General features: G+C 57.4%; 17 protein-coding genes. 9 read left to right on the top strand and 8 right to left on the bottom strand.

The genetic code is table 11. The features are described from left to right. Positions 1–244 precede the first annotated feature (244 nt). Positions 245–2,563 (bottom strand): beta-glucosidase BglX, encoded by a 2,319-nt coding sequence (gene bglX / locus ACYVGU_RS08160; protein ID WP_460621635.1) that lies wholly within the window; start codon positions 2,561–2,563, stop codon positions 245–247. 705 nt (positions 2,564–3,268) lie between these two features. Here bglX and ACYVGU_RS08165 point away from each other — a divergent pair. The 3 genes from ACYVGU_RS08165 to ACYVGU_RS08175 all read left to right on the top strand — a co-directional run bounded on the left by ACYVGU_RS08165 (position 3,269) and on the right by ACYVGU_RS08175 (position 6,755). Next, entirely contained in the window at positions 3,269–3,619 is a 351-nt protein-coding gene (locus ACYVGU_RS08165; protein WP_460621636.1) for a low molecular weight protein tyrosine phosphatase family protein, read from the top strand. Positions 3,620–3,763: 144 nt separating this feature from the next. Continuing rightward, positions 3,764–4,720, top strand: a complete 957-nt coding sequence (locus ACYVGU_RS08170) for a zinc-dependent peptidase (RefSeq protein ID WP_460614323.1) — start codon at positions 3,764–3,766, stop codon at positions 4,718–4,720. 181 nt (positions 4,721–4,901) lie between these two features. Continuing rightward, positions 4,902–6,755 carry a M2 family metallopeptidase gene (locus ACYVGU_RS08175; RefSeq protein WP_460621637.1) on the top strand — a complete coding sequence of 618 codons (1,854 nt, stop codon included), beginning with the start codon at positions 4,902–4,904 and terminating at the stop codon, positions 6,753–6,755. A gap of 118 nt (positions 6,756–6,873) precedes the next feature. Here ACYVGU_RS08175 and ACYVGU_RS08180 read toward each other — a convergent pair whose 3' ends face one another. From ACYVGU_RS08180 to recQ, 3 genes are all read right to left on the bottom strand, one after another. Continuing rightward, a complete protein-coding gene (locus ACYVGU_RS08180; protein WP_460614326.1) occupies positions 6,874–7,593 on the bottom strand; it encodes a pirin family protein in 720 nt (239 codons plus the stop codon). A gap of 237 nt (positions 7,594–7,830) precedes the next feature. Beyond that, positions 7,831–8,643, bottom strand: coding sequence for a helix-turn-helix domain-containing protein (locus ACYVGU_RS08185; protein WP_460621638.1), 813 nt, complete (start codon positions 8,641–8,643; stop codon positions 7,831–7,833). A gap of 173 nt (positions 8,644–8,816) precedes the next feature. Continuing rightward, positions 8,817–11,108 (bottom strand): DNA helicase RecQ, encoded by a 2,292-nt coding sequence (recQ, locus tag ACYVGU_RS08190; RefSeq protein ID WP_460621639.1) that lies wholly within the window; start codon positions 11,106–11,108, stop codon positions 8,817–8,819. A 157-nt stretch (positions 11,109–11,265) separates the two neighbouring features. On the opposite strand from recQ, the gene ACYVGU_RS08195 reads away from it, so the two are divergent. Continuing rightward, the gene (locus ACYVGU_RS08195) at positions 11,266–11,610 is read left to right on the top strand and encodes a four-helix bundle copper-binding protein (protein WP_460614329.1); all 345 of its coding nucleotides are present in this window, start codon (positions 11,266–11,268) and stop codon (positions 11,608–11,610) included. Positions 11,611–11,724: 114 nt separating this feature from the next. Here the strand turns inward: ACYVGU_RS08195 and ACYVGU_RS08200 are convergent, their stop codons facing one another. Together ACYVGU_RS08200 and ACYVGU_RS08205 are read right to left on the bottom strand one after the other, a co-directional pair. Next, entirely contained in the window at positions 11,725–13,617 is a 1,893-nt protein-coding gene (locus ACYVGU_RS08200; protein ID WP_460621640.1) for a glycoside hydrolase family 13 protein, read from the bottom strand. A 177-nt stretch (positions 13,618–13,794) separates the two neighbouring features. Then, on the bottom strand, positions 13,795–14,988 hold the full coding sequence (locus ACYVGU_RS08205; RefSeq protein ID WP_460614331.1) for a THUMP domain-containing class I SAM-dependent RNA methyltransferase: 1,194 nt from the start codon (positions 14,986–14,988) through the stop codon (positions 13,795–13,797). A 225-nt stretch (positions 14,989–15,213) separates the two neighbouring features. Between ACYVGU_RS08205 and ACYVGU_RS08210 the strand changes: the two genes are divergently transcribed. The 5 genes from ACYVGU_RS08210 to murB all read left to right on the top strand — a co-directional run bounded on the left by ACYVGU_RS08210 (position 15,214) and on the right by murB (position 20,951). Further along, positions 15,214–16,236: a hypothetical protein gene (locus tag ACYVGU_RS08210; protein WP_460614332.1), complete on the top strand. Its 1,023-nt coding sequence runs from the start codon at positions 15,214–15,216 to the stop codon at positions 16,234–16,236. 69 nt (positions 16,237–16,305) lie between these two features. Then, a complete protein-coding gene (locus ACYVGU_RS08215) occupies positions 16,306–17,706 on the top strand; it encodes a sugar MFS transporter (protein ID WP_460621641.1) in 1,401 nt (466 codons plus the stop codon). 234 nt (positions 17,707–17,940) lie between these two features. Beyond that, positions 17,941–18,714 (top strand): bacteriorhodopsin-like, encoded by a 774-nt coding sequence (locus ACYVGU_RS08220; RefSeq protein ID WP_460614334.1) that lies wholly within the window; start codon positions 17,941–17,943, stop codon positions 18,712–18,714. Between the two features lie 111 nt (positions 18,715–18,825). Next, a complete protein-coding gene (locus ACYVGU_RS08225; RefSeq protein WP_460621642.1) occupies positions 18,826–19,842 on the top strand; it encodes a Brp/Blh family beta-carotene 15,15'-dioxygenase in 1,017 nt (338 codons plus the stop codon). A gap of 80 nt (positions 19,843–19,922) precedes the next feature. Further along, complete coding sequence (murB, locus tag ACYVGU_RS08230) at positions 19,923–20,951, top strand: UDP-N-acetylmuramate dehydrogenase (protein ID WP_460621643.1); 1,029 nt, start codon at positions 19,923–19,925, stop codon at positions 20,949–20,951. 104 nt (positions 20,952–21,055) lie between these two features. Here the strand turns inward: murB and rlmF are convergent, their stop codons facing one another. Continuing rightward, positions 21,056–21,988, bottom strand: a complete 933-nt coding sequence (gene rlmF, locus ACYVGU_RS08235; RefSeq protein WP_460621644.1) for a 23S rRNA (adenine(1618)-N(6))-methyltransferase — start codon at positions 21,986–21,988, stop codon at positions 21,056–21,058. A gap of 106 nt (positions 21,989–22,094) precedes the next feature. Beyond that, positions 22,095–24,512, bottom strand: coding sequence for an endonuclease MutS2 (locus ACYVGU_RS08240; RefSeq protein WP_460621645.1), 2,418 nt, complete (start codon positions 24,510–24,512; stop codon positions 22,095–22,097). Positions 24,513–24,542 lie beyond the last annotated feature (30 nt).

Consider the following 24,542-nt stretch of genomic DNA (forward strand, 5'->3'; position numbering starts at 1 on the left):
CAGAAGCGGCCCAATCAGGTATCGCCTCTGCTTTACTAGGTCATGAAAAGCTGGAAACCCACCCAGTAGCCGCCAGCCTGATGGTCAGCTTCAGCTACTACCCAAAACAAGAGAGGGAAGTCTTCCGATGAAGACTTCCCTCTCTTGTTTTGGCTTCCGAGGTACTAACTGCTCCCCTAGAGCAACTCAGTTCCCGGAAGCCCCCGCGACCTGGTCCCACAACCAGGCGCGGGTGTAGCCAAGGCTATTGCCCGACCAGCTTGAAGCTGGCCATCTGCACATCGCGGGAGTTGCTGCCCACAAATACCTGGAAGTCACCGGGCTCCGCCACGAATTTCAGGTCGGCGTTGTAAAACTTCAGGTCCTCGGGCGTGAGGCGGAACGTGAGCGTGCGGCTCTCCCCCTTCTTAAGCATTACCTTCTGGAAGCCTTTCAGCTCTTTTACTGGCCTGGAAATGGAGCCCACCATGTCGCGGATGTAGAGCTGGGCCACTTCCTCCCCGTCGTAGTTGCCGGTGTTTTTCAGGGTCACTTTCACCTCCAGCGTGCCGTTCATGGCCAGTGAGGTGGTGCTCAACTCCGGCTTGCCATATTCGAAGGTGGTGTAGCTCAGGCCATAGCCAAACGGATACAAGGGGTCGTTGCTCACATCCATGTAGCGCGACTTATACTTGTCCAGCGCCACACCTTGGTAGGGGCGGCCAGTCATTTTGTGGTTGTAGTAAATCGGCACCTGGCCTACGTGCTGCGGGAAGGTAGCCGTGAGCTTGCCTGAGGGGTTGTAAGCTCCAAAGAGCACATCAGCAATAGCGTTGCCGGCCTGAGTGCCTGCAAACCAGGTTTCCAGGATGGCATCGGCGTTCTGGTCTTCCCAGGGCAGCGTAAGTGGGCGGCCGCTCATCAGCACAATCACCAAGGGCTTGCCGGTTTTCTTCAGGGCTTTCAGTAACTCCAGTTGCTGGCCCGGCAGGCCAATATCGGCGCGGCTAGCAGCTTCCCCTGTCATGCCCTGGCTCTCGCCTACGGCGGCTACAATCACGTCGGCACCTTGCGCGACCTGCACGGCTTCGCGGATCATTTCCTCCGAGCTGCGCTTGTCCACGTTCAGCTCGCCGCCGTGGGCATTCAGGCGGTCAATCATCTGCTGATCATCAGTGAAGTTGGCGCCCTGGGCTGTTACAATCTTCACGCCGCTGCCAGCCACGTTCTTGATGCCTTGCTCCAGAGACACAGCCTGTTTCCAGTCGCCGGCGCCGCTCCAGGAGCCAATCATATCGCGCTGGCGCGTGGCAAGGGGGCCTACTAGGGCAATGGTTCCAGTCTTTTTCAGGGGTAGTGCGTTGTTGCTATTTTTCAGCAGCACCATGCTCTTGCGGGCAATGTCGCGGGCATCGGCGATGAACTCCTTTTTCATCATCGTGGCCTTGGCCCGTTTTTCATTGGTGTACAGGTACGGGTCTTTGAACAGGCCTAGCTTCCACTTTGCTTCCAAGATGCGGCGGCAGGCTTGGTCAATCTGCTCCTGCTTTACGGTGCCGTCTTTCAGGTTCTGGGCCAGGTTTTTCAGGAAAATCTCTCCCACCATGTCCTGATCACTACCCGCGTTCAGCGCCAGCGCCGATACCTGCGCATCGTCGCCCATGCCATGGGCGGTCATTTCGTTGATGGCGGTATAGTCGGTAGCCACAAAGCCTTTGAAGCTCCACTGGTTGCGCAGCAGCTCCGTCATTAGCCACTTGTTGCCGGTGGCGGGCACGCCGTTGATATCATTAAACGACGACATCATGGAGCCCGCGCCAGCCTCTACGGCGGCTTTGTAGGGCGGCAGGTACTCATTGTACATGCGCACCAGGCTCATATCGGTAGTATTGTAGTCGCGGCCGGCTTCGGCAGCCCCGTAGAGCGCGAAGTGCTTCACGCAGGCCATCACGGTGTTGTTCTTCATCAGGTCGTCGCCCTGGTAGCCGCGCACCATCACGCGCGCAATCTGGGAGCCCAGGTAGGGGTCTTCGCCCGAGCCTTCCGAAATCCGGCCCCAGCGCGGGTCGCGGGCAATGTCCACCATCGGCGAGTACACCCAGTTGATGCCATCAGCAGAGGCTTCTTCGGCCGCAATTCGGGCGCTCCGCTCCATAGCCTGCAAATCCCAGCTCGAAGCCAAGCCCAGCGCAATCGGGAAAATGGTGCGGTGGCCGTGTATTACGTCGTAGCCGAAAATGAGCGGAATGTGCAGGCGCGACTCCTTCACGGCCATTTCCTGCAGCTTGCGCGCGGCTTTGGGCGTGAACGTATTGAGCACCGAGCCCACGTTGCCTTTGCGGATGTTGGCGTCCACGTCCTTACTTACTACCGGCCCGGTTACATCAAACCCTACCGTAATCAGGTTCAGCTGGCCGATTTTCTCTTCCAGCGTCATCTTCTGCATCAGGTCGCTGATGAATTTGTTCATCTTCTGATCGTCGTCGGCCGTGAGTGTAGTGGCCGCAGCCGATTGGGAGGCCTGCAGCTGCGGCGTAAGCAGCCCCAGCGACATGAGCAAAGCGGTTCGGAAAACTCGTTTCATGTGGAAATTGGATAGGATGGTTGTGAAGCTGGCAGCTAGCCTCTGGGGTTACGGCCTGCCACAAGGGGTACGGCGAGGGCGGCTTAGGTATAGTGGCAGCTGCCTAGCTGGTGGTGAGGCAGGAGGAAAGGCAGACGCAAAGCCGCTGCTGGCAAAGGAGAGACGCACCGGGTCGGCGCGGACTTACTACGCTTTTTTCGGAGCTACTGCACACAGCACCCGGCCCGGAAAGCAGCCTTAGTTTGGGCTTTTGAGGGCCTATCAGCAAACCATTTCGGGCCTCGGCTATATGCAATACTACAAAACCTTTTAGTTGCTCAACCACCCTCACAAGCACTTCGGACACTAAAATTTACCCAACCTAGCAGCACCGTATAGCGCTTCTCTGCCGTTGGTTGTGATGTAACTGTTATGGCCACCCGAGCACCCGATTACCGGCATAGCTCCTGCCTCTTGTAATTACCTTTCTTACACTACCCTACACCCACTGCCGCTTGTGCGGTACGTGTGCCGTAACCGGCATTGTAGGTCCGTTTTGTAGCCCTGGCACTCTGGAGGTACGGCAGACTATTTCAAACTGTACTTTTGCTTGCGCATGCTGAGTACAGCGGGGTACTGCCACGGTTTGCGCCCTCGCAAGGGGTAGCATCTGGCGTGCTGCTGAGGCCTGCATGTGCCACCTGTTTGCTTTTTTTCTGCTCTGCTTTGTCTGATTCATCTGCTCTCAAGCTGTTATTTATCTGTAGCCAAAACCGCTGGCGCAGCCTCACTGCCGAGCGTTTGTTTGATGGCCACCAACACTACGAGGCACGTTCGGCGGGCACTGAGCCCGGCGCGAGAGTGCGCGTTACGGCCGGGCACCTGGGTTGGGCCGATGTGGTGCTGGTAATGGAGCGCAAGCATACCGATATACTGCAGCAGAAATTTCGGGAAGAGCTGGCCGGCAAACGCATCATTAACCTGCGCATCCCCGACAAATTCCAGTTCATGGACCATATTCTATTGGAGTTGCTTCGGGAGCGGCTGCGCGAACACCTAGGGACTGCGGTGCTGTAAACCCCTAACCAATTCCGCTAGTGTCATTTGGAGTGTAGCTGTATCCGTGATTGAATACCCTGCTTGGGTTCACCCTGCCTGGCGACCTAGTATACCGACGGAGGGCAAGCACAACCTCATGGCCTCAGCATCGTTTAGCGGCTCATGCAGTACCTTCTTTTCGCCGCCCTGCTTGCAGTGGTAGCCTTTTTATTCTACCGCTACGTTACGCGGGAGGCACGCCTCCGGCAGGCAGCGGTAGCCGCTGAGTTCCCCCAAGAGTGGCGCCAGATTCTCACGGAGCGCGTCGCGTTTTATCTTTCGCTTACGCCCGGCGACAAGCAGCGCTTTGAAAAGAAAGTGCAAGTGTTTTTGGCCCAAACCCGCGTAACCGGCATTCAGACTGATATCGACGAGACTACCCGCGTGCTGGTAGCGGCTTCCGCCGTTATTCCAGTATTCGGGTTTCCGGACTGGGAATATGCCAACCTGAGTGAGGTACTGGTGGTGCCCGATGCCTGGACCCAACAACGCGACCCCAACAAGGAGTTTGTGGGGCTGGAAGGAACGCTCCTAGGTAGCGTGCAGGGCTTTCAAACCTCGCACTATATGCGCCTCTCAAAATCTTCGCTGGAGCAAGGCTTTAAAGACGCTCTTGACAAGCAAAATGTTGGCATTCATGAGTTTGCCCACTTGTTGGATGAGGCCGATGGCGTGATTGACGGCGTGCCAGCGGTTGCGCTGCCAGCTGAGCTGCGACCAGAATGGGAAGCCGTGATGCAGCGTGAAATTGCCGCCATCCGGGCCGGCGACTCAGAAATCAATAGCTACGCGGGCACGAATGAGGCCGAGTTTTTTGCGGTCGTGACGGAGTACTTCTTCGAGAAGCCCGAAAAGCTGCAGGAGCACCATCCCGAGCTATACCAACTACTGCAGCGTGCCTTTCGCCAAAACCCTAAAAAACGCTTCCTGCGCCTGGCCGTTGACCCGCGCGAGTGGATTCGGAGCTTGCGCACGCGCCGCAAATTCGGCCGCAACGACCCCTGCCCCTGCGGCAGCGGTAAAAAGTATAAAGACTGCCATCTGCTGCAACAGCAGCAGGAAACAGCCACCAGCATTTAATTACTAGGCCCTTGTACTAGACGAACCCTCATTAAACCAGCCCCTGCTGCCCGCAACGCAGTGGGGGCTTTGGCGTTCTGGCGGGGCTAGTGAATTCCGGAGGTTTGGCTGTCGCAGCTACCTAGTAAACCGCTCGCTTTGTACTTTAGCTGCCCACCCTAGTTTTCCCCTCCTTCTTCTTATGAAAAAATATTTTCTCCCCATTCTTACGGCCGGCGCCCTTACGGCGTGTGCCCCCACGGCCAAAACGCCCACGGCTGCCACTACCCCCTCGCCTACTACCGAACCTACTAGCCAGCCAGCCGCGCCCAACTGGCAGGAACAGGCCGAGGCCTTTTTGAAAGACTACTCCGCCCAGTACCAGCGCCTGTACACCGAATCGGCGGAGGCGGAGTGGCGCTCTAATACGCATATTGTGGCTGGCGATACCGCTAACTCGGGCGCCACAGCCCGCGCCAACGAGCGGATGGCGGCTTTCACGGGCTCGGTTCAGAACATTGAGCGCCTGCGCCAGCTGCTAGAGCACAAGCAAGACCTAACCGACATTCAGGTAAAGCAACTGCAAACGGCGCTTTACAACGCGGCCAACTCGCCCCAGACCATTGCCGACGTAGTAAAGCAGCGCATCAAAGCTGAAACCCAACAGACGGAAAAGCTCTACGGCTTCGACTACAAATACCAGGGCAAGTCCGTCACGACCAACGACCTGGATGAGCTGCTACGCAAAGAGAACAACCCGCTCAAGCGCCAGCAGATTTGGGAAGCCAGCAAAGCTATTGGCCCTACTCTGAAGGAAGGCCTGCTGAACCTGCGCGACCTACGCAACCAAACGGTGCAGGCCCTCGGTTACCCCGACTACTTCTCGTATCAGGCATCTGACTACGGCATGAGCCGGGAGGAGATGATGACGCTGGTGCGCAAAATCAACGAGGAGTTGCGCCCCTTGTACCGCGAGCTACATACCTACGCCCGCTACGAACTAGCCAAGAAATACAAGGTAAAGCAGGTGCCCGATTATCTACCCGCTTCGTGGCTACCCAACCGCTGGGGCCAGGACTGGAGCGCGATGGTGGACGTGAAAGGCCTCAACCTCGACCCCGTACTAGCCAAAAAAGGCGCCGAGTGGCAAGTGAAACAAGCTGAGCGCTTCTATCAGAGCCTCGGCTTTCAGGCTCTACCCACTTCGTTCTATGAGAAATCGAGCCTTTACCCGTTGCCCAAAGGCGCTACTTATAAGAAGAACAACCACGCCTCGGCCTGGCACATGGACCTAAACCAGGACGTGCGCAGCCTGATGAGCGTGGAAGGCAACACCGAGTGGTACGAGACCACCCACCACGAGCTGGGTCACATCTATTACTACCTCACTTATACTAACCCTGAGGTGCCGGTACTGCTACGCCAAGGTGCCAACCGCGGTTACCATGAGGCTATGGGCTCTCTGATGGGCTTGGCCGCTACCCAAAAGCCCTTCCTGGCTGGCCTAGGCCTAGTAGATGCCAAATCGAAAACCGACGAAACCCAGACGCTGCTGAAGGAAGCCCTGAACTACGCCGTATTCATTCCGTTTGCCTCGGGTGTGATGAGTGAGTGGGAAAACAGCTTCTATGCCGATAAGCTGCCCGCCGACCAACTCAATGCCCGCTGGTGGGCGCTGGCTAAGCAGTACCAGGGCATTGTGCCGCCGACCACGCGCGGCGAGCAGTACCTCGACCCCGCCACCAAAACCCACATCAACGACGACCCCGCGCAGTACTACGACTACGCCCTCTCTTACGTCATCCTGTTCCAGCTCCACGACCACATTGCCAAGAACATCCTGAAGCAGGACCCGCACGCCACCAACTACTACGGCAGCAAAGAAGTAGGCGCTTTCCTGGCCGACATCATGCGCCCTGGCTCCAGCAAAGACTGGCGCACCGTGCTGAAAGAGAAAACCGGCGAAGACCTCTCGGCCCGCGCCATGGTAGAATACTTCCAGCCCCTGATGGCCTACCTCAAGCAGCAGAACAAAGGCCGCAAGTACACGATGTAAGCGCTAGCTTGCCCGCAAACAAAAAGGCCGCCCCATTCAGGGCGGCCTTTTTGTTTGCGAACTAGTCTAAAAGTAAACCAGCCTTGTTACAGGTATCGGCTTCACTTAAGGAAATGACCTAGTAATTCGCCTCAGTGCCAGGCAAGTCAATCAGAATGAACTGAGCGTCTTTAGAGGCACGAATTTCCAGCACGTTTTCATCGGTGGAGCGAACCTGATCGTTGGGTCCGATATCAACTCCGTTGATGTAGAGGCTGCCTTCTTTCACGTAAATGAAGGTGTTACGAATTGGGAAAGTCTTGAAAGTAACTGTCTTGTCAGTGCTCAGGTTGCACCAGTATACCGTGGAGTTAGAATTCATGTACACCACATCTTCCAGCACTTTTTGTCCAGAGACCAGCGGAATCAGCTCGTTCTTTTTGTCCAGGAAGTCCACGTCTTTCTGCTCGTAGCTTGGCGACAGGCCTTTTTGGTTGGTCAGGAACCAGAGTTGGTAGATATGAGCGGGCTTGTCGGTGTCGTTCTTTTCGGAGTGGGCCAGGCCCGTGCCCGCCGTCATGCGTTGCACTTCGCCTTTCTTAATGGTGGCATTGTTACCCATCGTGTCGGCGTGGCACAGCTCACCATCTAGCACCAGCGTCACGATTTCCATTTCGGAGTGCGGATGCTGCGGAAAACCGGAGTTGGCCTGAATGTTATCGTCGTTAAACACGCGCAGCGGGCCAAAATGCATATTCTGCGGATCGTAGTAATCGGCGAAACTGAACAGGAAGTAGCTGCTGAGCCAGTTGACGGGAGCAGCGTGATGACGGTCGGTAGCGGGAATAATCTTAAGCATCGGGAGGTCAGTGGTTAGTAGTTGCGTTGGGCTTACGCGGAGTAAGCGCGGTTAGTTAAACGCTTAATCGTAGTTAATAGATATTCTCCTCCTTCTGATGCCGTTACTTACGTGTCTTGAAAGTTTACGCTAGAAAGCAGCCTAGTAGATTACCGCTCTTACTAGGCTCCCGCCAGACGCAAAACGCCCGCTTAGCCATCGTGGCCAAGCGGGCGTTTTATATACCAGTAGTACTGGTTATACTTTCTTCATGGTGCTTACCTGCTGCTGCAAGTCGAGCACAATGCTAGCCAGTCGGTTCAGCGAAAGGTCAGCAATGGGGAACGTGCTGCTGATGTAGGCTTTGGCCTCCCAGATTTCCACTACATCCTCCACATCAATCTGATAGGGCTGATACAAGGGGTTATCGGAGTGCAGGGCCAGCATGGCCGCATCTTTCAGGCGGTTGAATACGCGCTTGAACACGATGCCCTCTTTGCTGCTCACCACAATGCAGGGTGTGCCGTCTTTGATGCTCATCCAGTCATCCACGTAGCGACCCACGATAACGGTACCGCTGGCAATGGGTAGCATGGAGTCGCCGGCAATTTCAAAGGCGCGGTACGTGCCAGTGTTGCCCAGCATCGGCAGCCGGAACTTCGGCAGCTCTTCTAGGTACTCCGGATCGGCGTAGCCGTTGAGATAGCCAGCCGCCGCCTTCTGTGGTACCAGCTCGATGTTCTCGTTCTGCTCGCGGTCAACGGTTAGGGCCAGAATACGCAGATTGTTGCCGGTGCGGTTGGCCGCATTTACGGAGGTAGCAACAGCCGACTGAGCTTGTAGCTGTAAGGCGGCTTTGGCGTTCTTCTTTTTACTAAAGTCAGTGGTTACCAGCGCATCAAGCGAGATACCGAACAGGCGCGCCATATTCACGAGGGTAACTAGCTTGGGTTCAGCTCGTCCTTCCTCATATGCGCCCACCAAGGAGCGTTTAATACCTAGTTTTTCGGCCATCTGCGCCTGCGTAAGGCTCAGTTCGCGCCGCCAGAATTTCAGATTCGTGTTAATCATAACGCAGGGGGAGCCGGGAGAAATGGCTGCAACGGCAAAACAGGTGCCGGCTCACGAAGATACGAACGCATCTACGCGAATACTAATTCAATTAGCTGAAATTTTTACTAAAAATATTCGGCGCCTCCTTTTCCGGCAGTCTGGTTTACACTCCCCCCGCTAATGGCCGCAACCTACTCGCCGCGTAGCTTCTTGAAATACATGAGCGCCAGCCGAAGCTTAAAGTAATCGTACTTCTCGCGCAGGTGGTCGAACAGGTCGCGGAGCATAGGGCTGCCCCCCAGTTGGACCTGGGCCGTCTGAATTTCGGCTAGGGCGTCAGGCGTCAGGAAGTCAGCCAGACGCAGATCGAGGCCTTTGGCGTAGCAGTTGGTCAGGTGGGTTTGAACCGTGGAGAGGGCTAGCTCCCGGCGCTCGGCAATGGCTTCTAGGCTCAGGCCCTGGTGGTGCAGCAGAAAAGAGGCTTCCATGGTGCCGTTTACATCGGTGCTAGCCTCCTTGGCTTCCTTAACTGCTTTGGGCTTCGTCTCTTTTTTGCGGGAAGCGCGCGGCGAGCCGCCAAAGTCATCAGGACCTAGGTTGCTCGGTATGTCATCCATCTCGAACTCTACTTGCGCCGCGGGGTTGCCGCCGTGGGCCAGCACTTCCCGAATGAACGCCTCGCCGTAGTTTTCGAACTTCTTCATACCTACCCCCGAAATGCTGAGCATCGCCGTGCGGTTGATGGGACGTTCCTCGGCCATTTCCTGCAGCGTCGAATCGGTGAAGATAACGTACGGCGGTACACCCTGCTCGTCGGCAATACGCTTGCGCAGGCTGCGCAAGGCCTCGAACAGCCTGGCTTCGCGCGAAACCGGTGCGGCTTTGGTGGCCGCAGCGGCTTTGCGGCCCCGGGGCGCTTTCTCGGCTTTTTCGGCGGGCTGAAACTTCTTCATGGCCAGAGGGCGCTGGCCTTGTAGCACCTCGCGGCCTAGCTCCGTCATTTTCAGCGAGTAACCTTCCTCGTAGGCAATGTATAGTAATCCATCATTCAGCATCTGATGGATGTAGCTGTACCAGTCGAGGTAGGGCAGGTCGCGGCCGGCGCCGTAGGTTTTAATCTGGTCGAAGCCGCCCGACAGCACCGCTTGGTTGCGCATGCCGCGCAGCACGTCAATCAGCAGGCCAATAGGTGCCCGCTCGCGCATGCGCACCACTGCGGAAAGTGCTTTCTGGGCTAGTTCAGTGCCATCGAAGGTGGTAGGTGGGTTGCGGCAGATGTCGCAGTTGCCGCAGTCCTGCGCCAGCGTTTCACCGAAGTAGTTGAGCAGGATTTTGCGGCGGCAGCTGGCGGCCTCGGCAAACTGCTGCATGCGCTCCAGCTTGGTAAGGTTAAGCTGCGTAAGGTGCGGATTCTCCTTGGTTAGCATCTCACGCAGCTGCATCACATCCGAAAAGCTGTAGAACAGCACCGCCGTGGCCGGAGAGCCGTCGCGGCCGGCGCGCCCGATTTCTTGATAGTACCCCTCGATGTTTTTGGGCAGGTTGTAGTGAATCACCCAGCGCACATTGCTTTTATCAATGCCCATCCCGAAGGCGATGGTGGCAATAATAACCTGCAGGTCGTCTTTCAGGAAGGCTTCCTGCACACTGGCGCGCTGGTTGGGCGTCATGCCAGCATGGTAGAAACCTGCTTTGTAGCCCTTGGCCTGTATTTTCTGGGCTAGTGTTTCGCACTGCTTGCGCGAGAGACAATAGATAATGCCCGCCTCGCCGGGGTGACGCTCCAAAAACTCCAGAATACCCCCTACCCGATCTTGGCCCGGGCGCACAATCAGGTTCAGGTTGGGCCTATCGAAGGACGAGAGGAACACCCGCGGATTGTTGAGCCGCAGCTGCGACTGAATATCGCGCTGGGTAAGGCGGTCGGCGGTAGCCGTCAGGGCAATGATGGGCGTGCTCGGAAACTGCTCGCGCAGCACCCGCAACTGCGTGTACTCGGGCCGAAAATCGTGTCCCCAGGAGCTGATGCAGTGCGCTTCATCAATAGCGAACATGCTGATGCGCATGCGCCGCAGAAACGTCAGGAAGCCTTCTGAAAGCAGTTTCTCGGGCGAAACGTACAGCAGCTTGAGGTAACCGTTTAAGCAGTCGGCGGCAATGTTGTTTTGCTCACTCTGGCCCACGCTGCTGTTGATGTAGGCCGCCGAGATGCCGTTGGCTTTCAGGGCTTCCACCTGGTCTTTCATCAGGGCAATCAGCGGCGACACGACCACACACACGCCTTCCTGCACCACCGCCGGCACCTGAAAGCAGACGGATTTGCCGCCGCCGGTAGGCATCAACACCACCGTATCCAGCCCACCCATGATGTTCTGGATAATATCCTCCTGCATGGGCCGAAACGAGTCGTAGCCGTAGTATTGCTTTAATACACGGCGAGCAGATTCAAGAGTCGGGGCGAGAGGTTCAGCAGCAAATAACATGGGGTAAAGATAAGGCTAAACGCAACGGGGCGAAAGAATGAAAATAACCATTCGAAGACGCAAATCGTGCACCACTGCGGCGGAATACTACACGGCTAACCGGTAGCTGCCCCCGTATACACAGATATCGTTTTTCGTAGATAAAATCCCTTTTGCTATGACAACCTCCCCCGCTGCTGCTTCCAAACACACCGTTGTGCTCGACGCCCTCAACCGCTGCATTGCCGCCTGCGAGCACTGTGCTACCTCCTGCCTGCACGAAGAGCATGTACAGCACATGGTGCCCTGCATTCTGCTCGACCGTGATTGTTCCGACGTTTGCGCCCTCACAGCCCGCTTGGTGGCTCGCGGCTCAGAACACGCCAAGCACCTGATGCGGGAGTGCATTGAAATCTGTACTAAGTGTGCCAACGAGTGCAGCCAGCATGAGGATGAGCACTGCCAGCAGTGCGCCGCTGCCTGCCAGGCCTGCGTAGAGGCTTGCCAGCGCTACCTCGAGTAGAGTACTAGCTCCCGAGAGAAACCAAACCTCTCGTTAGCCTCTTGGCTCCGATATACCAAGGGCCGCTACCTTCGCGTGAGGTAGCGGCCCTTGGTATGTCGGAGCTAGGTGAATCTATTTCATTAACTCCAGTACCACTGCTGTTTTGGCCGGCAGTTGCAGCGTCTTGATGTCGCTCAGCGTCTCGTTAGTTAACACGTTGCGCGCTTTGCTAAAGCCGTTCAGGCGTTCCGAGAACCTAGCCGTAGGCAGGGCCGCAGGTTTGTCAGTGGAGTTGGTGGCAACCATTACGGTGCCGGTGGCATCGTAGCGGAAGTACACGTAGAGGCCGTTTTCGGGCAGGTACTGCATCAGTTTGCCGGAGTTCAGCACTTTGTGGTCGCGGCGGTACGTGGCTAGGGTGCGCACAAAGTTGAAGGCCTCGTTTTCCTGCGGCGTACGGCCGGCCACCGTAAACTTATCCTGCTTATCGCCGGGCCAACCGCCAGGGAAATCTTTGCGCACTTCGGCATCGGTGGGGTTTTTGAAATTCTTCATCAGAATTTCGGTGCCGTAGTACATGGAGGGAATACCTCTGGTGGTAAGCATCCACGTCAGGCCCATCTTGAACTTGTCTACGTCTTCGCCTACTTCCGACAGAAAGCGGTTATGGTCGTGGTTATCAATGAACGTCACCAGCTTGGTGGGGTCCTGATACACACCGTCCTGAGCCAGGGCCTGGTACACGCGCTGCACTCCGTTGTCCCAGCCCGTAGCCGATGGCGTACCTACTTCCTTGAGGCCACCCAGCATGGCGCCTTCCAGCACAAAATCAAGGCCACCGGGCTGATTTGATTTGAATGGGAAGGCAATTTTATTGCGCACGTAGTAGGCCTGATCCACAATGCTTGTCACCGATGACTCTCCGAAAATATGGATGCGGGGGTACTCCGTGAGCAAGGCCGCGTTGCAGCGGTTCATGAACGGCTGGTCGTTGTACATGTAGGTATCAATGCGCCAGGCATCCACCCCGAAGGTTTCCACCGACCAAATGGCGTGCTGAATCAGGAAGTTGGCCACGTACGGGTTTTGCTGGTTCAGGTCAGGCAGGAAGGGTACAAACCAGCCATCAAGCGTCACCTTTTTATCTACCTGCGCGGCATAGGGGTCGGTGATGGGCTGCTGGCGGTACGAGGTGTTGGTGTAGGTATCCCACTGGTGCAGCCAGCTTTTCATGGGCAAATCCTTCACAAACCAGTGGTTGTTGCCCACATGGTTATACACGGCATCTTGCACCACTTTCAGGCCCGCAGCGTGGGCTTTCTGCACGTAGGTTTTGTAGGCTTCATTGCCCCCTAAGCGCCGGTCAACGGTGTAGTGGTCGGTAAATCCGTAGCCGTGGTAAGCGGCGCGCATAGTGCCGCCCTCGTTGGTGAGACCTTGGTTGTTTTCAATAACAGGCGTAAACCACACGGCCGTAACGCCCAGGTCTTTGAGGTAGCCAATCCGCTGGGCTGCACCAGCTAGGTCGCCGCCGTGGCGGAAGAACGGGTTGGCGCGGTCCATGTTGGGGTCGGCCATATCCGCGAACTTGTCGTTGCTGGGGTCACCGTTGGCAAACCGGTCGGGCATGGCCAGGTAAATAAAGTCGGCTTGCGTAACGCCCTGGCCTTTTGGGGCGTTGTCGCGGGCCTTCAGTTCCCAGTTCTGCGTGACGGTTTGGGCGCCTTTCTTGCCTAGTATTTTCACCGTGCCGGGCTTGGCAGTAGCGGCAATGGTCAAGTCCAGGAAAGCGTAATTGGGGTTTTCTACGGCGCTGGTTTTCGTCAGCTTCACGCCCGGATGCGTGATGGTGTAGCTCATGGTGCCGGCCTGTGGACCGTACACGAGCAACTGTACGTTGCTGTTTTTCATGCCTACCCACCAGTTGGTAGGGTTTATGCGCGTGATGGCCGGCGTTTGAGCAACTACCCCCCACGGCAGCAGCAAGGCCAGCAGGAGCAGCAAAAAGCAATTCGGTTTAGTCATGATGAAGGCGGGAATAGAGGACAGTTCAGCAGAAACAGGAAGGTAGTAGCTGGCTAGCAATTATCAGAACAGAAGACGCCCGGAAGCTGCCTTGCGCCCGGTTACTAGGTAGCAAAAGCACCCAAACCTCCCGGGGCAGGCTTGATAATGTTGGCCGGCTGCAAATGCGACTGGGTGCTAGCCCTGCTCGGGGCGCGAAACCTTGCGCGTGCCTTGGTACAGCTCGTACTTGAGCAAGCGGCAGTCGATGGGGCCATTATAGAGCGGAATACGGCGCGAGGTTTTTAAGCCAATGCGCTTAGCTGCCTCCAGGTTGCCGGTGAAGATAAATGCGTCGTAGCCCTGGAAACCCGATTTCAGCGTGTCGCCGATGGTTTTGTAGAGGGCATCCATTTCGGCTTCCTCGCCAATTCGCTCGCCGTAGGGCGGGTTCATTATCACAATGCCGGGCTCCTCTTTGGCCGGGGCTTTGGCTTCTTTCACGTCGCGCACCCCCAACCGGATAAAGTCTTCCAAGTCGGCGGCGGCCACGTTTTCGCGGGCCAGCTCAATAAACTCTCTGCTTAAATCGGAGCCGGCAATGTAGGCTTGGGGCTCTTCCAGACGCATTTGCTTGGCATCCATCTGCACTGATTCCCAGAGCGAGGCGTCAAAATCAGCCCAGTTCTCGAAGCCAAACTTGCCCTGATGATACAAACCGGGCGCGATGCGCTGGGCAATGAGGGCAGCCTCGGTGAGCAAGGTGCCGGAGCCGCACATGGGGTCGATGAGAGGCTTTTTGCCATCCCAGCCGCTGAGCAGCAGCAGGCCCGCGGCTAAGGCCTCGTTGAGCGGCGCCACGTTGGTTTGCTGACGGTAGCCGCGCCGGTGCAACGACTCACCCGAAGCGTCGAGGCTCAGAATCACCTCGTTCTCAATCATGTGCAGGTGCAGCCGGATATCGGGGTTTTTCACATCTACGCTGGGCCGCTCGCCGGTGCGGTTCCGGAACTGGTCTACAATGGCATCCTTGGTGAGCTGGGCCACGAACAACGAGTGCTCAAAGGTGGACTTGTTCACGACGGCCGTAATGGCAAACGTCTGGTCCTGGCGGATATACTTGCTCCAGTCGATGCGGCCGACTTCGCGGTAGAGGGCTTTTTCGTCGCGGGCATAAAAGCCGGCGAAGGGCTTCAGAATGCGCATGGCCGTGCGGCACCAGAGGCAGGCCTCATACAGCAGCTGGGTGTCGCCGGTGAATTCGATGGCGCGCTGGCCTACTTTCTCAATCTTGGCTCCTAGCTGGCGTAGCTCTTCCGCTAGCACCTCTTCCAGCCCAAACTGGGTAGTGGCAGTCATGTAAAAGGGAGCGGAGCGGCGGTTGTCGGCCATAAGCGAGCTAGTAAGAAAAGCGAAGGAAAGCCCAAAGGTCGGGAATGTAGCGCGCCGAACCACAGTTTTGGTAGGCCGATGCCCTAGTGATGCTGACTTACTACCGGTTGGGCCGGCTGCACGGGGTAGCAGTTGACGCTCCCGGTGGCCCAAGCACCGCACCAGACCGGTAGCGAAGTGTATGGAGGATGCCAGGCTATGACCGATTCTCAATACCTTCGGATTATGAGGCCTTCCTTCCTGTTCGACCCTAGTAAAAGCTCCCTCTTCTACCTGATTCTATTTTTGGCCCTGGTAGTCATCGGGCTGACGACGTATGAAGCCCTGAACGGGCATTACTCCATTATCGGCAGCGTGTCGTCGTTTCTGGCGCTGTTCGTGGCCTTTCAGAGCTGGAAATCGGCCGATGATGCGTCGCGCAAAACCGACGAGGCCATGAAGCAAATGCAGGACTTGGTGCACGAAACCCGACAGTTGGTAGAAAGCAGCTCGGCGGTGGAAGAGCAAATAAAGAGCGCCGTCATCACCATCAGCGACGCTACCCGGGAGCTATACAAAGGGTTTCAGCCCATTATGCGAGAAATAGCAGCTTTTCTGGAAGAAGCCAAGGGAAGCGAATACCTGGCCCTGATGACCGATTCGGCAGCCATTGGCACCTTCTACGCCCGCCATCATCAGCCCCCGCTTAACCAGCGAGAAATGCAGGCCCTCACCGACCGTATTCACGACCTACTTCTGGAGCGCACCCGCGACGCCCGGGAGTTCTACCTCGCCACCCTTGCCGTGGAGGATGTTGCCACTACGGTTCCGCCTACCCTCGACAAGCACGGGCATTTGCACTACTTCGTGCAGGGCGTGTGGCAGCAGTTCCACCCCAATGTGCCGGTAACGGAGGAGCATTGGAAAGAGCATCGGGAAGAGCACCTTGCCACCCTGCGCCAGATTCAGGAAACGTTTATGAGTCTTTCCAAGCACTCTGAGCAGCAGGCGGCGGGCCTGGCGCCGCACCAGCACCTGCCGGTGCTGCCGCTCCAGCTGTTTCTGCGGTTCAATGCTGAGGCCAAAGAGCCCTTTCGGGCTTTGGTAGTGTTTCTGGGCCAGTACAACCTCGACCGGGTAGCGGAAACTCGCGCCATGCAAACAGCGGATCCGGAACTGGTGCGCACCTTTATCAGCATGTTTGAAAGCCTTACCAGCCTCGACGACCACCCCGGCTACCAGCAGCTCCGGCAGCAATTCCCGCTATAACCGGCGGAGCGGCCATTCGGCGCCGGTTTTCTATCTTTAAGGCTCTCTCATTCCTCTACTTCTGCCTGCATGGCTGCTCCTATTACTTCTTCCTCCCCTCCCACCGCTGCTGCCGGCACGGCGCGCAGCTTCGCGCTGCCCATGGCCGCCATGACGAGCCTGTTCTTCCTGTTCGGGGCCGTCACGAACTTCAACGACGTGCTAATGCCCTACCTCAAGGACATCTGCCAGCTCACGGATTTACAGTCGTCGTTGGTGCAGTCAGCTTTTTTCGGGGCATATTTCCTGATGTCGTTGCCGGCGGGCTTTGTACTGAAGCGCCTGGGCTACCAGCGCGGCATTGTGCTCGGGCTGTTGGTAATGGCCGCGGGAGCCTTAATGTTTGTGCCGGCTGCCAACTCTCGCACCTTCGCGCTGTTCCTGACGGCGCTGGGGCTGTTGGGCGCGGGCATCACGCTGCTGCAGGTAGCGGCTAACCCCTATGTTTCGGTGCTGGGCCCAGCCAACCGGGCGGCCAGCCGCGTAAGCATTGTAGGCGTAGCCAACGGGCTGGGCGGCACCATTTCGCCGCTTATCGGTGGGGCCATCTTGTTTGGCACTTCAGAGATTTTGAAGGCTCGACTGGCTACGCTACCCCTACAACAACGCCTGACGGAGGAAGCCACGCTCATTAAGCCGCTCTATTTGGGGCTGGCGGGTTTTCTAGTGGCGCTGGCGGGCATCTTTTTTCTGCTACGCCTGCCTGAAATCGAAAGCCTACCGGCCGATGACCAAGCCGATACGCTGCCTGCGGCCGCCAACCGCCGCTCGGCCCTCGACTATCCGCACCTCGTGCTGGGCATTGCAGCCATCTTTGTGTATGTGGGGGTTGAGGTGGGCCTGGGCTCGTTTCTGATTCGCTACGGCGAGTCGCAGGGAATTACGCAGCTCAGTAGCTTCACCCAACAGCTGGTACGCGGCCTGAATGTGGTCACCAATTTTGCATCGGTGCTCTTCGGAAAATCGCCGGCCCCGATTGATACGACCGTCGGCTTCACGAAAGCTGTGGGTGCGGTGTTGGTGGCCTCTTATTGGTTTGGCGTGATGGTGGGCCGCATTGTGGGCATTCCGCTGCTGCAGCGCTTCAACGACCGGAAGATGCTAGTAGGCGTGTGTGCCGCCGGTGTAGCGCTGGTAGTGGCTTCTATGCTTTCCAGCGGGGAAACGGCCCTCTGGCTGATTGTGCTCTGCGGTTTGTGCAACGCCATTATGTGGCCTGTCATTTTCCCTATGGCTATTAAAGGACTAGGTCAATTTACCAAACAAGGCTCTTCGTACCTGATTATGGCCATTGTGGGTGGAGCTGTGGTGCCTCCCCTCATGGGCTGGATTGCTACCAATGGGGGTGGGCTGCGCGTGGCGTTCATACTGCCGGCGCTCTGCTACGCGTATCTTCTGTTTTACTCCTTGCGCGGGTACCGAGTCCGGTAACCTATCCATCAACTAACATACGCCACGAGCGGGTTGGAACCAGGCAAGAAGCTGGTTCCAACCCGCTCTTTTTTTTGCCCAAACGGTGCGGAATGATGCCTATTAGTACAGCTGAGCTTACTCCTCAAATTGTTTACTTTTTTTGTTGAATCTTTTATAACAAAAAGTTAAACATTAGAACATGCAGCTTTCTTAATGTAGTGTAATTTCTTTCTCACCCTCAATCCCTTAACCATGCAAACGGTATTTCTCGACATCATGCGTATCCCGGTCGACGACCCAGTGGCGTTTACCTTTTTTACGGGATACATGGCCATGGCGGCGGCCTCCATTTTCTTCCTGTTTGAGCGGAGCACGGTAGCCGACAAATGGAAAACTTCCCTGCTGGTTTCGGGCCTGATTACGGGCATTGCGGCCGTGCATTATTATTACATGCGCGACTACTACGTGAGCACCAACGAAACCCCCATTGCGCTACGCTACATCGACTGGACCCTGACTGTGCCACTCATGGTGGTAGAGTTTTACCTGCTGGTGCGAGCGGCGGGCGCCAAAACGGCGCTGCTCTGGAAGCTGATTCTGGCGGCCGTTATCATGCTGGTATTCGGCTACATTGGCGAGGCCTTCACTGATGGCTCCATGAGGCATTCGGTACTGTGGGGCTCTCTCTCCACGCTCGGCTACGTGTACATTCTGTACTCGGCCTGGGTGGGGGAAGTGGCGCAGCTAGCGGCGGCCTCCAACTCTGTGGCCGTGCGCAAGGGTGTGCGGGCGCTGGCCTGGTTTATTCTGGTCGGCTGGGCTATTTACCCTATCGGCTACATGGCCATGCCCGGCGGCTGGCTCGGGCCTGATGGAGCCGGCCTGCTTCGTCCCCACGACCTCGACCTACTCTACAACATTGCCGATGCCATCAATAAAATTGGTTTCGGGCTGGTAGTGTATGGTATTGCCCGCAGCGAATCGGTAGTAAAAGTGGCTCCTGCCAACGCGGCGTCCATCGTGTAACGCAACGGACGGCCGCCTCGGTCCATCCCGCTTTTTCGGAATTCACCGGCTGGCAGGCTGCGTTGCCCAACACCGGGTCGCGCAGCCTGCTTGCATTTCCATCCGTTTCGTATGCAACATTCTCCCGGTATAGCGGCGGCTACTTGGCCTCCGCGCTATTACTCCTACGTGGCTGTAGGCCTGCTCATTGGGCTCGGGCGCCTGTTTCCGGCCCATACCGGGCTGGTGCTGGGCCTGCCGCTGGCGGTGGGCATGGTGGCGCTGGGCGTAGCGCACGGTGCCTGCGACCAGCTGGTAGTTCCGGCCACCGCTCCTACTGGTAGCGTACTGAGCAACTGGCGCTACTGGGTCCGGTTTCTGGCGGGTTACCTGGGGCTGGCGGCCGGAGTAGGCCTGTGCTGGTGGCTATGGCCAGCTGCTACCGTAGTCCTGTTTTTCCTGCTGACGATGTGGCACTGGGGTTCGGCTGATGCGCCACCGCCTACTCAAATACCGGTAGCGAGCTGGCTGAGCCACAGCCTGCTGCGCGGTATGTTACTGTTTGCGGTACCCGCCGCGTGGTGGCCCACCGAAACGGCCAGCATCGTCAATGATTTACTGCGTTTCACCGGATCAGCGCCCATTCCGCTCACCACCTTCCGGGTAGTGGCCAATGTGCTGGGCGCGCTGGTAGCAGTTGGGCACGTTGTGCTCTGGCTCTGGTACGCCCAGGGCCGGCGCTGGGAGTTGTTGGGCCGTGAGCTGCTGGAGCTACTAGTACTGGGAGGGCTACTGCTCTTACTAACCCCGCGCTGGTCGGTGGTGGTGTATTTTGTATTCTGGCACAGCCTACAGCACGTGCTACGCCTGACTGGCTGGCTGGGCTACGGACTCAGCCAGCCGCAGGGTGCCCGGGCGCTACTGCCACAGCTCGGGTATTTTCTGCGCCGGGCCGCCCCATTGCTGCTGGTGAGCTGCGTAGCACTGCTGGTACTGGGCCGCCTGCTTGCCGACCGCCTCCCCGATGCGCCGGCCTGGTTTAGCCTGGGCCTGGTGGTAGCGTCCATCGTGACGCTGCCTCATGCACTGCTGGTTACCCTGGTAATGGATGCGCCGCAGCGGCGCGCGGTGGCGCACCCCATAACCTAATCCGCTGCTAGGGTACTCGGCTAGCGCAACCTGCTCGGTGTAGCGTACCTTTGCCAGCACATCAACTCTCCTCCTGTGCTATGGCTTCGGCTCCCGCTCTTGAACACAACGTTTCTCTGCGCCCGTACAATACGTTTGGCCTCGATGTGAAAGCCCGGCTTTTTGCTCGTTTCACCTCCGTGGATGAGCTGCGGGCCTTGCTGGCCCTACCCGAACTGCAGGCTACGCAAAAGCTGATCCTAGGCGGCGGCTCTAACCTTCTTTTTACTCAGGATTTCGACGGCATAGTGCTGAAAAATGAGATTCGCGGGCTCGATATCATCAGCCAAGATGAGGAAACGGCCTTGGTGCGGGCCGGCGCCGGCGAGTCGTGGCATGGGCTGGTGCAGTACACGCTGGAGCAAGATTTGAGCGGTATCGAGAACCTCTCGTTGATTCCGGGTACCGTAGGTGCGGCGCCGTTGCAGAATATTGGCGCATATGGCTCGGAGCTGAAAGACACCTTTGAACGACTGGAAGCCCTAGAAATCAGTACCGGGCAATTGCGCACCTTTTCGGCCTCGGAGTGCGGCTTTGGCTACCGCGAAAGTGTATTTAAAGGCCCGCTTAAAAACCAGTTTATCGTGACGGGGGTAGTGCTGCGCCTGAGCCGGCAGGCCAAGCCCAACATCAGCTACGGCGCCATCAAAACCACCCTCGAGGATATGGGGATTGAAGGCGATGCGACCCCCCGCCAGATCAGTGAGGCCGTAATGCAGATCCGCCGCAGCAAGCTCCCCGACCCTACTCAGATTGGTAACGCCGGCTCTTTTTTCAAGAACCCAGAAGTATCGCAGGCGAAGTATGACGAGCTAAAGGCCCAGCACCCAGAAATACCGGGCTACCCTGTGCCGGGCGGCGTAAAAGTGCCCGCTGGTTGGCTTATTGAGCAGTGTGGCTGGAAAGGCCAGCGGCGCGGCGCCCACGGCGTGCACGACAAGCAGGCCCTAGTGCTTGTAAATCACGGCGGCGCTCAGGGACAAGATATTCGGGAGCTTGCCTTCGATATTATTGCCTCTGTGCGCGAGAAGTTTGGAATTGAGCTCCACCCGGAAGTGAACATTCTGTAACAGAAAAACGGGCCGCTAAATTTAAAAAGCGAGGCATCGGGTTACTAGCAGCTTGCTAGCCCCGATGCCTCGCTTTCCTTTTCCTGCATAGTACCCAGTAATAGTTAAGCGGCTGGTTTCCAGCGGCGTGCAGCCCACTGTTGCCGCTGCTCGGGCTCTTGGTAGGTCCAGGCCACAATGCGGCTGGTTTTCTGGCCCTGTGTCATTTCAATGGTTTTCACCTCAATAGCGCCAGCTTGTTTGAGGAAGTAGTTAACGCTCGGCAGGGTCTCCTTTTTAGAGATGAGCGAGCTAAACCACAGTACCCGAGAGCCGAGTGCTTTGCTTTGTGCAATCATGCGTTTCAGGAAGCCTTCCTCGCCGCCTTCGCACCACAGCTCTGTGTTTTGGCCGCCAAAGTTGAGTATTGGTTCGGGAGTTTTGGCGTAGCCCAGGTTGCGGCCCTTGCGGCGGCTACCCGCGGCCGCATCCTCTGCTGACAGATGAAAGGGCGGGTTGCAGATAACCAGGTCAAACTCCTCGCGGGGCTTCACAATGCCGTCGAAAATGTAGTCGGCATGGGTTTGCAGGCGCAGATCAACCCGTCCTGACAGAGCCGTATTTACTGCCACCATGGTTTTGGCGGCGCGCAGTGCTACCTGGTCTACCTCCGAGCCTACGAAGCGCCAACCGTAGTCATGCGTGCCGATAATGGGATACACGCAGTTAGCGCCCACGCCCACATCCAGCACGTGCACCGACTTGCCGCGCGGCGCGGTTCCTTGGTTTTCAGAGGCTAGCAAATCAGCGGCGTAATGAATGTAGTCGGCGCGGCCCGGAATGGGCGGGCACAGGTAACCGGCGGGCACATCCCAGTGTGCTACCCCATAAAACTGCTTGAGGAGCGCCCGATTCAGGGCTTTTACCGCGGCCGGGTTGGCAAAATCGATGCTGGTGTCGCCGCTGGGGTTTGGTATCACGAAGGGGGCTAGCTCAGGACTGATGCTGATGAGCTGCGGGAAGTCGTAGCGGGCGGCGTGGGGGTTGCGAGGATGCATGCGTTGGAATGGTATGTAAAAGCCCGTTGTACTGCTACAACGGGCTTTCAGTGTTTTTCTAAGCTAGTATATTACTAGGCCTCAGGTAGTGGCAAAGTGCACGCGGCTATTTCAGCACGGCAACGGTGGCTCCGTCGCCGCCGCGGTCGGCGTGTTCGTCGGCTACGCTGGCTACTTCCCGCACGTGGTGCAGGTAGTCGCGGGCAATCTGGCGCAAAACGCCATTGCCACGGCCGTGCAGGATTTTGATTTCCGGCACCCCGAGCATGATGGCGTCGTCGACGTAGCTCCGGATTTTGTTTAGCGCATCCTCGGCCCGCTCGCCCCGCAGGTCAAGCGTGGGGCTAAAGCTCGACATTTTATCGGTGGTACTGAAGCCGGAGTACTGCGCCGGGGCCTTGCGGGCCGCTTCTTTTTCCCGCTCCCGAATCTCGGAGCGGGTCAGTTTTTCCAGCTGGTTTACCTTCACGATGGTTTTCATACCTCCAAAGGAAACCTCGGCCGTTTTACCTTTCACCGCCATAATTTCGCCGTGGCCCTCCTGCCCCAGCAGCGCCACCTTGTCGCCGGGTTTCAGGGTATTGGGGTCGGCTAGCTCGCGGCTGGCTTTGGGCTTGGGCGGCTCAATCTGCAGCTTTTCCCGCACAAAGGTATCGAGCTTCCCGCGCGCTTCTTTGGTACGCTCCTTTTCGGCCTGGCCCAGCCTGATTTCCTGAATGGTGGCCTCAATCTGCTGGTTGGTATCCTTGAGCAGCATCTTGGCCTTGGCCTTGGCCTCACGCAGCACATCGAGCGTGGTTTCGTCGAGGTACTTCTTGAGGTCCTGGTATTCCTGGGCGGCTTTTTTCATGCGCCGCTCGGCCTTGGCAGCTTCGGCGGTGCGCTGCTCCAGCTCGGTTTTCTCTTTTTCCAGGCCTTCCAGGAGCCGGTCGTAGCGGATTTTATCTTTGCCTACTAGTTGCGTAGCGCGCTCCACAATCTGCTTTGGCAGACCAATTTTGCGGGCAATTTCGATGGCAAAGCTGGAGCCCGGCTTGCCGGTCTCGAGGCGGTAGAGTGGCTGAAGCTGATCGGGGTCGTAGCGCATGGCGCCGTTCACGATGCCCTCTGTCCGTTCCGCGTAGTTCTTGAGGTTGGTGTAGTGCGTAGTAATGACGCCAAACGCCCGGGCCCGGTTCAACTGCTCCAGCACGGCTTCGGCAATGGCCCCGCCCAAGCTAGGCTCCGTGCCGGTTCCAAACTCGTCAATCAGCACGAGGCTGCGCTTGTTGGCTAGGGTCACGAACTGCTTCATGCTCAGCAAGTGCGAGGAGTACGTGCTCAGGTCGTTTTCCAGGCTCTGCTCGTCGCCAATGTCCAGAAAAATATCATCGAACACGCCCGACTCCGACGTTTCGCCAGCCGGAATCAGCAAGCCGCACTGCAGCATATACTGCACCAAGCCCACCGTTTTCATGCTCACAGACTTACCCCCGGCATTGGGCCCCGAAATCAGCAGAATCCGCTTCTCCGGCGTCAGCTCAATATCCAGCGGCACGACTTTCCTAGGGTCATCTTTGGCGTGAGCCTGGAACGTGAGGTAGAGCAGCGGATGGCGCACCTGGTGCCAGCGTAGCAGTGGCTTTGGGTGCAGCACCGGCAGCGTGGCCTCCAGGCGGTAGGCTAGCTGCGCCTTTGCCCGGATAAAGTCCAGCAGCCCCAAGTACTGGTAGGCCTTGCGCAAGTCCGGAATGTGCGGACGCAGTTGGGCCGTCAGTTGGGTCAGGATGCGAATCAGCTCGCGCTGGTAGGCATTCTCGAGGTCCTTGATGTCGTTGTTCAGTTCGAACACGGCTTCCGGCTCGATAAACACCGTCTGCCCCGTTGCCGACTCATCATGAATCAGGCCTTTTACGCGGCGCTTGTGCTCGGCAATAACCGGCAGCACCAAACGCCCACCCCGGATGGTAGGCTCAGCCCCTTCGGGCACCCAGCCTTCCTGGCGGGCATGACGCAGAATGCCACTGATTTGCTTGCGCAGCTGCACCTGCCGGCTAATGAGTTCCTGCCGCAGCTGGCCTAGCAACGGCGAAGCGTTTTCGCGCACCTGCCCCTCGTCGTCAACTACCTTGTCGAGGTTAGCTAACAGGTTACGGTCTACCTGCACGCCAATACCCAGCAGCCGCAGCGTAGGATACAGCTCCTCGTCAGCGTGGGTGAAGAAGGTAAGCGCCTCCCGAATGGTGCGCAAACTCATTTTCACAGCATAAAAAGCTGCTACCTCGAGGTAGGAACCGGGTATGTTGGCGCGCACCAAATGTTGGTGCACATCGTGGTAATGCTGGCTCGGAAAATCAGCGCCGCTGGCCAGCAGTTGGCGAAACTCATCGGTCTGGAGCAGCAGCTTGTGCAGCTGATCGTGCTTGGTCTGAAAACTCATCTTCGCCACGAAATGACGGCCTAGCGCACTCAGGCACAGGCTATCCAGCATCTCGCGCAGCTGAGAGAATCCTATTTTTTGCTCAAAATTCTGAGGAAGAATCAAATCGGGTACTTAGTAAGTAGTGTTGTATGG

The organism is Hymenobacter tenuis (assembly GCF_054780495.1).

Bases quoted from the DNA above. Each gene is read 5' to 3' on its own strand.
- bglX (WP_460621635.1), bottom strand. From the start codon at position 2,563: ATGAAACGAGTTTTCCGAACCGCTTTGCTCATGTCGCTGGGGCTGCTT.
- ACYVGU_RS08170 (WP_460614323.1), top strand. From the start codon at position 3,764: ATGCAGTACCTTCTTTTCGCCGCCCTGCTTGCAGTGGTAGCCTTTTTA.
- ACYVGU_RS08175 (WP_460621637.1), top strand. From the start codon at position 4,902: ATGAAAAAATATTTTCTCCCCATTCTTACGGCCGGCGCCCTTACGGCG.
- ACYVGU_RS08180 (WP_460614326.1), bottom strand. From the start codon at position 7,593: ATGCTTAAGATTATTCCCGCTACCGACCGTCATCACGCTGCTCCCGTC.
- ACYVGU_RS08185 (WP_460621638.1), bottom strand. From the start codon at position 8,643: ATGATTAACACGAATCTGAAATTCTGGCGGCGCGAACTGAGCCTTACG.
- recQ (WP_460621639.1), bottom strand. From the start codon at position 11,108: ATGTTATTTGCTGCTGAACCTCTCGCCCCGACTCTTGAATCTGCTCGC.
- ACYVGU_RS08195 (WP_460614329.1), top strand. From the start codon at position 11,266: ATGACAACCTCCCCCGCTGCTGCTTCCAAACACACCGTTGTGCTCGAC.
- ACYVGU_RS08200 (WP_460621640.1), bottom strand. From the start codon at position 13,617: ATGACTAAACCGAATTGCTTTTTGCTGCTCCTGCTGGCCTTGCTGCTG.
- ACYVGU_RS08205 (WP_460614331.1), bottom strand. From the start codon at position 14,988: ATGGCCGACAACCGCCGCTCCGCTCCCTTTTACATGACTGCCACTACC.
- ACYVGU_RS08210 (WP_460614332.1), top strand. From the start codon at position 15,214: ATGAGGCCTTCCTTCCTGTTCGACCCTAGTAAAAGCTCCCTCTTCTAC.
- ACYVGU_RS08215 (WP_460621641.1), top strand. From the start codon at position 16,306: ATGGCTGCTCCTATTACTTCTTCCTCCCCTCCCACCGCTGCTGCCGGC.
- ACYVGU_RS08220 (WP_460614334.1), top strand. From the start codon at position 17,941: ATGCAAACGGTATTTCTCGACATCATGCGTATCCCGGTCGACGACCCA.
- ACYVGU_RS08225 (WP_460621642.1), top strand. From the start codon at position 18,826: ATGCAACATTCTCCCGGTATAGCGGCGGCTACTTGGCCTCCGCGCTAT.
- murB (WP_460621643.1), top strand. From the start codon at position 19,923: ATGGCTTCGGCTCCCGCTCTTGAACACAACGTTTCTCTGCGCCCGTAC.
- rlmF (WP_460621644.1), bottom strand. From the start codon at position 21,988: ATGCATCCTCGCAACCCCCACGCCGCCCGCTACGACTTCCCGCAGCTC.